Consider the following 9,999-nt stretch of genomic DNA (forward strand, 5'->3'; position numbering starts at 1 on the left):
TTATATGCCGCACAAACGAGTGGGTGTAACTGAATAGCTTTACCTTCGATAAGGATTGGTTCAAATGCCTGAATACCTAAACGGTGAAGTGTTGGTGCACGGTTTAGCATTACTGGGTGTTCGCGGATAACTTCATCTAAGATATCCCAAACAACCGCTTCTTCGCGCTCAACCATTTTTTTAGCGGCTTTGATTGTTGTCGCTAAACCACGGGTTTCCAGTTTTCCGTAAATAAATGGTTTGAATAACTCAAGAGCCATTTTTTTCGGTAGACCACACTGATGCAGACGCAGGTATGGACCAACGGTAATTACAGAACGACCAGAATAGTCAACACGTTTACCTAACAGGTTTTGACGGAAACGACCTTGTTTACCTTTGATCATATCAGCCAAAGATTTCAGAGGACGTTTGTTAGAACCTGTAATCGCACGACCGCGACGACCGTTATCTAATAACGCATCCACAGACTCTTGTAACATACGTTTTTCGTTACGTACGATAATGTCTGGTGCTGCTAAATCAAGCAGGCGTTTTAAACGGTTGTTACGGTTGATCACACGACGATATAAGTCGTTCAGATCTGAAGTCGCAAAACGACCGCCATCAAGTGGCACCAGTGGACGTAAGTCTGGTGGTAGCACAGGCAGTACAGTTAAGATCATCCACTCAGGTTTATTGCCTGATTGCATGAATGCTTCAAGTAACTTAATACGTTTAGTCAGTTTCTTACGTTTAGTTTCAGAGTTAGTTTCATTTAACTCTTCACGCAGTGTTTCACACTCTTGTTCCAGATCCATGCTCTGTAACAAGTTCTGAACAGCTTCTGCACCCATCTTCGCATCGAATTCGTCACCAAACTCTTCTAATGCATCAAGATATTGCTCTTCTGTTAAGATTTGCCCGCGCTCAAGGCTAGTCATCCCGCCTTCAACCACAACATAAGATTCGAAATACAGTACACGTTCAATATCGCGCAGTGGCATATCCAACAGCAGACCGATACGGGACGGCAGTGATTTCAAGAACCAAATGTGAGCAACTGGAGAAGCTAATTCGATGTGACCCATACGTTCACGACGAACTTTAGTTTGTGTAACTTCAACGCCACACTTCTCACAGATAACACCTCGGTGTTTTAAACGTTTGTATTTACCACACAAACATTCGTAATCTTTTACTGGTCCGAAAATACGGGCACAGAAAAGACCGTCACGTTCTGGTTTGAACGTACGGTAATTAATTGTTTCTGGCTTTTTAACTTCACCAAATGACCATGAACGGATCATATCAGGTGATGCCAGAGCAATTTTGATCGCATCAAACTCTTCGGTCTTGGTTTGCGCTTTCAGAAACTTTAATAAGTCTTTCACGAAATGGCTCCTGTCGGAGTTAGACCTGCCAGGCAAATGACCCCTGTCATTCACCCCTTTAAACCAGTGTAGTCACTGTTTGACAGACTGCCATTTCTAGCAGTCTGTCTATATGGAATCCGTTATTCGTCTTCCAATTCGATGTTGATACCCAGTGAACGGATCTCTTTCAACAATACATTGAACGACTCTGGCATACCTGGTTCCATCTGATGGTTACCATCAACAATGTTTTTGTACATTTTGGTACGACCGTTAACGTCATCTGACTTAACAGTAAGCATTTCTTGAAGAGTATAAGCTGCACCGTATGCTTCCAGTGCCCACACTTCCATCTCCCCGAAACGCTGACCACCAAACTGTGCTTTACCACCAAGAGGTTGCTGAGTAACCAAGCTGTACGAACCAGTAGAACGGGCGTGCATCTTGTCATCAACTAAGTGGTTCAGTTTCAGCATGTACATGTAACCAACAGTTACTGGACGCTCAAATTGTTCACCTGTACGACCATCGAAAAGTGTAATCTGACCAGAAGTTGGAAGATCCGCTAATTTCAGCATCTCTTTAATTTCCATTTCTTCTGCACCATCGAACACTGGTGTTGCGGTTGGCATACCTTTTTTCAGGTTTTCAGCCAGACGTAACACTTCTTCATCGCTGAAGGTGTCCAGATCAACTTTCTGACGAGGTGCCATACCCAGATCGTAAGCTTTCTGGATAAATTCACGTAATTTAGCAACTTCTTGTTGCTGTTTCAGCATCGCGTTGATCTTATCACCGATACCTTTAGCAGCCATACCCAAGTGAGTTTCAAGGATCTGACCGATGTTCATACGTGATGGTACACCTAGTGGGTTCAGTACGAGGTCTACTGGATTACCGTTTTCATCGTATGGCATGTCTTCAATTGGGTTAATCTTAGAGATAACACCCTTGTTACCATGACGACCAGCCATCTTATCACCCGGTTGGATCTGACGTTTAACAGCCAGATAAACCTTAACGATTTTCAGCACGCCTGGTGCTAAATCATCACCTTGAGTGATTTTACGACGTTTAGCTTCCAGCTTCTTCGCGAACTCAGCTTTCAGTTCATCATACTGTTCTGCTAATTGTTCTAACTGGTTTTGCTTCTCTTCATCCGCAATACCCAGCTCTAACCAACGTTCACGAGGTAATTTATCTAATTTCTCAGCTTCAATACCGCCAGCAATCAGAACACCACGAATACGAGCGAATAGACCCGCTTCAAAGATACGCAGTTCTTCAGTTAAGTCTTTCTTAACTTCACGCAACTGTGATTCTTCGATTTCTAATGCACGTTTATCTTTTTCTACGCCGTCACGGGTGAAGACTTGTACATCGATAACTGTACCAGACACACCATTAGGAACACGCAGAGAAGAATCTTTAACATCAGACGCTTTTTCACCGAAGATAGCACGCAACAGCTTCTCTTCTGGAGTCAGTTGAGTTTCACCTTTAGGTGTTACTTTACCAACGAGAATATCACCGCCTTTCACTTCAGCACCGATATAAACGATACCTGATTCATCCAGTTTAGATAACGCTGCTTCACCGACATTCGGGATATCCGCAGTGATCTCTTCAGGCCCTAACTTAGTATCACGAGAGACACAAGCGAGTTCTTGAATGTGGATAGTAGTGAAACGATCTTCTTGAACAACACGTTCAGATACAAGGATGGAGTCCTCGTAGTTATAACCATTCCATGGCATAAATGCCACGCGCATATTTTGGCCTAATGCTAACTCACCAAGGTCTGTTGAAGGACCATCGGCTAACACGTCACCACGATCAACAGGCTCACCTAAAGATACGCAAGGAGTTTGATTAATACATGTGTTCTGGTTAGAGCGAGTGTATTTAGTCAAGCTATAGATATCGATGCCCGCTTCACCAGCGTAAGTCTCATCTTCGTTAACTTTGATAACAATACGAGAAGCATCAACATACTGAACAACACCACCACGTTTAGCAACCGCAGTAACACCAGAGTCAACCGCTACTGCACGTTCCATACCGGTACCTACCAGTGGTTTATCACCACGAAGAGTAGGAACAGCCTGACGTTGCATGTTCGCACCCATCAATGCACGGTTGGCGTCATCATGTTCAAGGAATGGGATCAGTGAAGCACCGACAGAAACAACCTGTTGAGTTGAAACGTCCATGTACTGAACTTGGTCACGACTAAATAAGCTTGACTCACCTTTATGGCGGCAAGTAACTAATTCTTCAACGAAGTGATTGTCATCGTCTAATACGGAGTTAGCCTGAGCAATGATGAAGTTACCTTCTTCAATTGCAGACAGATAGTGAATTTCATCTGTTACAGCGTTGTTTTCAACAACACGGTAAGGCGTTTCTAAGAAACCGTACTCGTTAGTCTGTGCATAAACAGATAATGAGTTGATCAGACCGATGTTTGGACCTTCTGGTGTTTCGATTGGGCACACACGACCGTAGTGAGTTGGGTGTACGTCTCGAACTTCGAAGCCTGCACGTTCACGGGTCAAACCACCTGGACCTAATGCAGAGATACGACGTTTGTGCGTAATTTCTGATAGCGGGTTATTCTGATCCATAAACTGTGATAACTGACTAGAACCAAAGAATTCTTTGACAGCAGCAGAAATCGGTTTTGCGTTGATCATATCTTGTGGCATTAATGCATCAAGATCGCCTAAAGACAGACGCTCTTTAACTGCACGTTCAACACGCACCAGACCAACACGGAATTGGTTTTCAGCCATTTCGCCAACAGAACGAATACGACGGTTACCTAAGTGGTCAATATCATCCACTTCACCTTTACCATTACGGATATCAATCAGTTTTTTCATTACTTCAATGATATCTTCTTGGCTCAGGATGCCAGAACCTTCAACTTCGTCACGGCCTAACGAACGGTTGAACTTCATACGACCAACAGCAGACAGATCATAACGATCTTCAGAGAAGAATAAGTTCTCAAATAAATTTTCTGCTGCTTCGCGTGTAGGTGGTTCACCAGGACGCATCATGCGATAAATTTCAACTAATGCGCTTAAACGATCGTTTGTAGGATCGACGCGGACAGTTTCTGAAATATAAGCACCATGATCTAAATCATTGGTAAACAGCGTTTCAATCGTTTTATGACCAGCTTGACTTAAGCGAGCTAACACATCTAAAGAGATTTCCATGTTAGCAGCACAAATCAGTTCACCTGTCGCTTCATCAATATAGTCACGAGCAACCACTTTACCTGCAATGTATTCAACAGGTACTTCAATGCGATCAACTTGCTCTTTCTCTAATTGACGAATATGGCGAGCGGTAATACGACGGCCTTTTTCGACATACACTTTGCCGTTTGCTTCAATATCAAATGAAGCCGTTTCACCACGCAGACGTTCAGGCACTAATGTCATCATCAGCTTGTTATTGCTGATTTCAAACAATGTTTTTTCGAAGAATAAACCTAAGATTTCTTCAGTGCTGTAGTTCATTGCGCGTAAAATGATAGTCGCAGGTAATTTACGGCGACGGTCAATACGGACAAAAAGGTTATCTTTAGGGTCGAATTCGAAGTCTAACCATGAGCCACGATAAGGGATAATACGTGCGTTATACAGTACTTTACCTGAAGAGTGTGTTTTACCTTTATCACTATCAAAGAACACACCAGGGCTACGATGTAACTGGGAAACGATAACACGCTCAGTACCATTGATAACAAAAGTACCATTATCGGTCATTAATGGGATTTCACCCATATAAACTTCTTGTTCTTTGATGTCTTTAACGGTGCCTTCTGGGGCTTCACGTTCATAAATGACCAGACGCAGTTTTACACGCAGAGGTGCTGAGTAAGTGACACCGCGGATCTGACATTCTTTAACATCAAAAACAGGCTCGCCTAAGCGGTAGCTGACATATTGTAATTCAGCATTACCACTGTAGCTTTGGATAGGAAATACGGAACGGAAAGCTGCTTCCAGACCGTTTTGACCATCAGGATCTTGCTCGATGAACTTCTGGAACGAGTCAAGTTGGATAGAAAGGAGATAGGGAACATCCAGAACTTGTGGACGTTTACCAAAATCCTTACGAATACGTTTTTTCTCGGTATAGGAGTAAACCATAGGGTTCCTCAGCTCGCTGAAAAGTGACCCACTCTGCCTACCCTTAGTTATTTAAGGGCGACACGACATTCTGCTAACACTATTTTTTGTAGGTAGGAAAATGTAATTTTCCATAATACTTATTGCTATTACTCTTAAATCATTTCATTGCATTGAGCTAACTACCGAGCTTTTGGAGAACGTGGATCGTAGTTACTAACACAGTATATTAAGTCGTCAATAGCAAAAAATATTGAGGTAAAGAGAAAGCCAAAAAGTGTGAAAAAGCTACTCTTACCTTACAGCGCAAAAAGGCTGGTGACCAAAAAATCACCAGCCATCAGCCGTTAGGCTGCACTCTGGGAAGTTAAATTATTTAACTTCAACCTCAGCGCCTGCTTCTTCCAGAGCTTTCTTCAGAGCTTCAGCATCATCTTTGCTTACGCCTTCTTTCAGAGCTGCTGGTGCAGATTCTACTAAGTCTTTAGCTTCTTTCAGGCCAAGACCGGTAGCGCCACGTACTGCTTTGATTACTGCTACTTTGTTACCGCCGATAGCTTTCAGGATAACGTCAAATTCAGTTTTCTCTTCAGCAGCTTCTGCTGGACCTGCAGCAACAGCAACAGCTGCAGCAGCAGATACACCGAATTTTTCTTCCATCATAGAGATCAGTTCAACAACGTCCATTACAGACATTTCAGCAACTGCGTTTAAGATATCGTCTTTAGAAATAGACATAACAAGTGTTCCTAAAATTCAGAAAAAGTTTATACGTAAATAAAGCAACGAAGAAATTGGCTATTAAGCAGCTTCTTTCTGATCGCGCAGAGCAGCCAGAGTACGAACCAATTTGCCTGCAGAGGCTTCTTTCATGGTTGACATCAGGCGTGCGATTGCTTCATCGTAAGTTGGGAGTGTAGCCAGACGATCGATGTTCGAACCTGGGATAAACTCACCTTCAAAGGCAGCCGCTTTAATCTCGAATGCTGGGTTCGCTTTCGCGAAATCTTTGAACAGACGAGCAGCAGCGCCCGGATGTTCAGCAGAAAATGCAATCAAGGTAGGACCAACAAATACGTCTTTCAGCACTTCATAAGAAGTACCTTCAACAGCACGACGCAGAAGTGTGTTACGTACTACACGTACAGTAACGCCAGCTTCACGACATGCTTTACGCAGTTCGGTCATTTTAGCTACAGTAACGCCACGGGAATCCGCAACAACTGCAGAAAGCGCACCTTTGGCAACTTCGCTGACTTCAGCAACAATCGCTTGTTTGTCTTGAAGATTTAGTGCCATTAGCTTCTTGCTCCTGGATTAACCGAGTAAAAACTCGGGACTCACATCACTTATTACCACAATGGTATAAGCGCTAAAACACGGTGAGTAGAATCCAGAATATATAATTCTTTATTGGCTCTCTCACCGTCTACGCAGGAAAATTAAGTAATTACTTACACCTGCGGTCTTGGACGGGGTCTGGATAGGCCAGACTCCAACCGAAATTCAGAGAATTTAGTTATGTTGACTTAAAAAATACAACATAGCTAAACTCAAGGCGTCAAATTCTATACAAATTTGACGCCAAGGTAAAGTCTTTTATGACTTTAGTCTAATCTAAGATTAAACTGTCGCGCTTAAGCTAGCTTGATCAATCGCAACACCTGCACCCATAGTGGTAGACAGGCTTACTTTCTTGATATAAACGCCTTTCGCTGCTGATGGTTTTGCTTTTTTCAGAGCAACCAACAGTGCTTCTAAGTTTTCTTTCAACTGAACTTCGTTGAAATCAACTTTACCGATAGTGGTATGGATAATACCATTTTTGTCGTTACGGTAACGAACCTGACCAGCTTTAGCATTTTTAACTGCTTCAGCAACGTTAGGTGTTACAGTACCCACTTTCGGGTTTGGCATTAAGCCACGTGGGCCAAGGATTTGACCTAATTGACCTACAACGCGCATTGCATCTGGAGATGCGATAACAACGTCAAAGTCCATTTCGCCAGCTTTAACTTTAGCAGCTAAGTCGTCCATACCGACTAATTCAGCGCCTGCTTCTTTAGCAGCTTCTGCATTTGCACCTTGTGCGAATACAGCAACGCGAACTGAACGGCCAGTACCGTGTGGAAGTACAGTTGCACCACGAACGTTTTGATCTGATTTACGTGCATCGATGCCAAGGTTAACAGCAACGTCAACGCTTTCAACGAATTTAGCAGTAGCCAGTTCTTTCAGTAAAGCAACAGCTTCAGTGATTTCATACTGTTTAGTTACTTCAACTTTTTCACGGATATTGCGCATGCGCTTGGTTAGTTTAGCCATCAGATTAGTCCTCCACTACCAGGCCCATGGAACGAGCAGTACCTTCGATTGAACGCATCATAGCTTCAACGTCAGCACCAGTCAGGTCCGCAGCTTTAGTTTCTGCGATTTCACGAACTTGAGCAGAAGTAATTTTACCTACTTTCTCTTTGTTCGGTTTACCAGAACCTGATTTCACGCCCGCAGCTTTCTTCAGCAGAACCGCTGCTGGAGGAGTTTTGGTAATAAAAGTGAAAGAACGGTCAGCGTAAACTGTAATAACAACAGGAATTGGTAAGCCTTTTTCTACGCTTTCAGTTTTAGCGTTGAATGCTTTACAGAATTCCATGATGTTAACACCTTGTTGACCCAGAGCTGGACCAACTGGTGGACTTGGATTAGCCATACCTGCAGAAACTTGCAGTTTGATATAGGCTTGGACTTTCTTAGCCATTAATTAATTCCTCAATTTGGGTATATCGCCCGGCTAGGGCTCCCCGATTTTACTTTGTTCTGTCTTATGACAAAACAACTCAAAACGAAAGGTGGAAAATTGTAGATAACTTTTCCACCTTTTGCAAGAAAGCAACGTAAAAAGGTTTAACCTTTTTCAACCTGACTAAAGTCTAATTCAACTGGTGTCGCACGACCAAAGATTGAAACAGAAACTTTTAAGCGGCTTTTCTCATAATCAACTTCTTCAACTACACCATTAAAGTCAGCGAATGGACCATCGCTAACACGAACCATTTCACCTGGTTCAAACAGTGTTTTAGGACGTGGTTTATCACCAACTTGTTGTAAGCGATTCATAATCGCATCAACTTCTTTATCACTAATTGGTGCAGGTCTGTCTGAGGTTCCACCAATAAATCCCATGACACGCGGTACATTACGGACTAAGTGCCAAGTTGCATCGTTCATAACCATTTGGACAAGAACATAGCCTGGGAAAAATTTACGCTCACTTTTACGACGTTGACCGCTACGGATCTCAACCACTTCTTCGGTTGGAACCATAACTTCGCCGAATGAGTCTTCCATTTCGTTTAATTTGATATGTTCACGCAGAGATTGTGCAACACGGCCTTCAAAGCCCGAAAATGCCTGAATGACATACCAGCGTTTTTTTGGAGAATCAGTCATGAACACCTCACAGGCCAGTAATAAATGAAACAAAACGAACCAGAATGCCATCCAGTCCCCAAAGAACTAATGACACAATAGCCGTCACTGCAGCAACAATCAGGGTTGTTTGCAATGTTTCTTGACGTGTTGGCCATACTACTTTACGCATTTCAATACGCGCTTCACGAGCAAATGCTAATGTTGCTTTACCTTGTGTTGTCCACAACGCGATCCCACCCGCTGCTACGAACAAAGCAACAACCGCTAAAGCTCGTAACGCTAGGTTAAATTCACGATAAAGATAGTTGCCACCCACTGCTACTGCCAGCAATAAAACGGTAATGATCCACTTAGCGATATCACCACCACGTTTGCTATCTTGAGCTCCGCTATTCGCACTCATAAATTAACCTGTCATATGATGTAAATAAATAGCCAGCTTGCCTCGCAAGAGCAAAACAAATCAGACTAACCATAAAATCAACTATGATTGCATCTGACACAGTGTCATATCTCTATGACATTCGTATCTGCAAGATACTGGACTCGATTCGTTGTATCAGAGCCTATCTCACCAATAATTTACATCAAACTAGTGATGAGATAGGTTCTTTTTCAAACAACGCATAAAAAGGGCATCAATCGATGCCCTTCTCTAGGAGAATTACGCGAATAATTAACCTAAAATTACTTTAGCAACAACGCCCGCACCTACTGTACGGCCACCTTCACGGATAGCGAAACGTAAACCGTCGTCCATCGCGATTGGGTGAATCAGTTCAACGATCATGTTGATGTTGTCACCTGGCATTACCATTTCTACGCCTTCTGGTAATTCGATAGTACCCGTTACGTCAGTTGTACGGAAGTAGAACTGTGGACGGTAGCCTTTGAAGAATGGAGTGTGACGACCACCTTCATCTTTGCTCAGAATATAAACTTCTGCTTCGAATTTAGTGTGTGGCTTGATTGAACCTGGTTTAGCCAGTACTTGTCCACGTTCGATTTCTTCACGTTTAGTACCACGTAACAGAACACCAACGTTCTCACCTGCACGACCTTCG

Annotated in this window: 9 protein-coding genes; all 9 read right to left on the bottom strand. The window is 43.0% G+C overall.

What is annotated here, in order from left to right:
• Positions 1 to 1,373: DNA-directed RNA polymerase subunit beta' (locus tag BHE89_RS02160; RefSeq protein ID WP_458694198.1), on the bottom strand; the 1,373-nt coding region annotated here is incomplete at its 3' end.
• Positions 1,374 to 1,495: 122 nt separating this feature from the next.
• Complete coding sequence (gene rpoB / locus BHE89_RS02165) at positions 1,496 to 5,524, bottom strand: DNA-directed RNA polymerase subunit beta (protein WP_036933953.1); 4,029 nt, start codon at positions 5,522 to 5,524, stop codon at positions 1,496 to 1,498.
• A 351-nt stretch (positions 5,525 to 5,875) separates the two neighbouring features.
• A complete protein-coding gene (gene rplL, locus BHE89_RS02170) occupies positions 5,876 to 6,241 on the bottom strand; it encodes a 50S ribosomal protein L7/L12 (protein ID WP_023583093.1) in 366 nt (121 codons plus the stop codon).
• A 63-nt stretch (positions 6,242 to 6,304) separates the two neighbouring features.
• Positions 6,305 to 6,802 carry a 50S ribosomal protein L10 gene (gene rplJ, locus BHE89_RS02175; RefSeq protein ID WP_069368742.1) on the bottom strand — a complete coding sequence of 166 codons (498 nt, stop codon included), beginning with the start codon at positions 6,800 to 6,802 and terminating at the stop codon, positions 6,305 to 6,307.
• Between the two features lie 324 nt (positions 6,803 to 7,126).
• Positions 7,127 to 7,828 (bottom strand): 50S ribosomal protein L1, encoded by a 702-nt coding sequence (gene rplA, locus BHE89_RS02180; RefSeq protein WP_069368741.1) that lies wholly within the window; start codon positions 7,826 to 7,828, stop codon positions 7,127 to 7,129.
• A 4-nt stretch (positions 7,829 to 7,832) separates the two neighbouring features.
• The gene (rplK, locus tag BHE89_RS02185; protein ID WP_069368740.1) at positions 7,833 to 8,261 is read right to left on the bottom strand and encodes a 50S ribosomal protein L11; all 429 of its coding nucleotides are present in this window, start codon (positions 8,259 to 8,261) and stop codon (positions 7,833 to 7,835) included.
• A gap of 146 nt (positions 8,262 to 8,407) precedes the next feature.
• Positions 8,408 to 8,953, bottom strand: coding sequence for a transcription termination/antitermination protein NusG (gene nusG / locus BHE89_RS02190; RefSeq protein WP_004246900.1), 546 nt, complete (start codon positions 8,951 to 8,953; stop codon positions 8,408 to 8,410).
• A gap of 7 nt (positions 8,954 to 8,960) precedes the next feature.
• Positions 8,961 to 9,338, bottom strand: a complete 378-nt coding sequence (secE, locus tag BHE89_RS02195; RefSeq protein WP_023583091.1) for a preprotein translocase subunit SecE — start codon at positions 9,336 to 9,338, stop codon at positions 8,961 to 8,963.
• Positions 9,339 to 9,611: 273 nt separating this feature from the next.
• The coding region (locus tag BHE89_RS02200; RefSeq protein WP_458694199.1) for an EF-Tu C-terminal domain-related protein at positions 9,612 to 9,999 on the bottom strand (388 nt) is incomplete at its 5' end.

The sequence above is a fragment of the Shigella sp. FC1967 genome, from assembly GCF_001743005.1.
Classification (GTDB): Bacteria; Pseudomonadota; Gammaproteobacteria; order Enterobacterales; family Enterobacteriaceae; genus Proteus.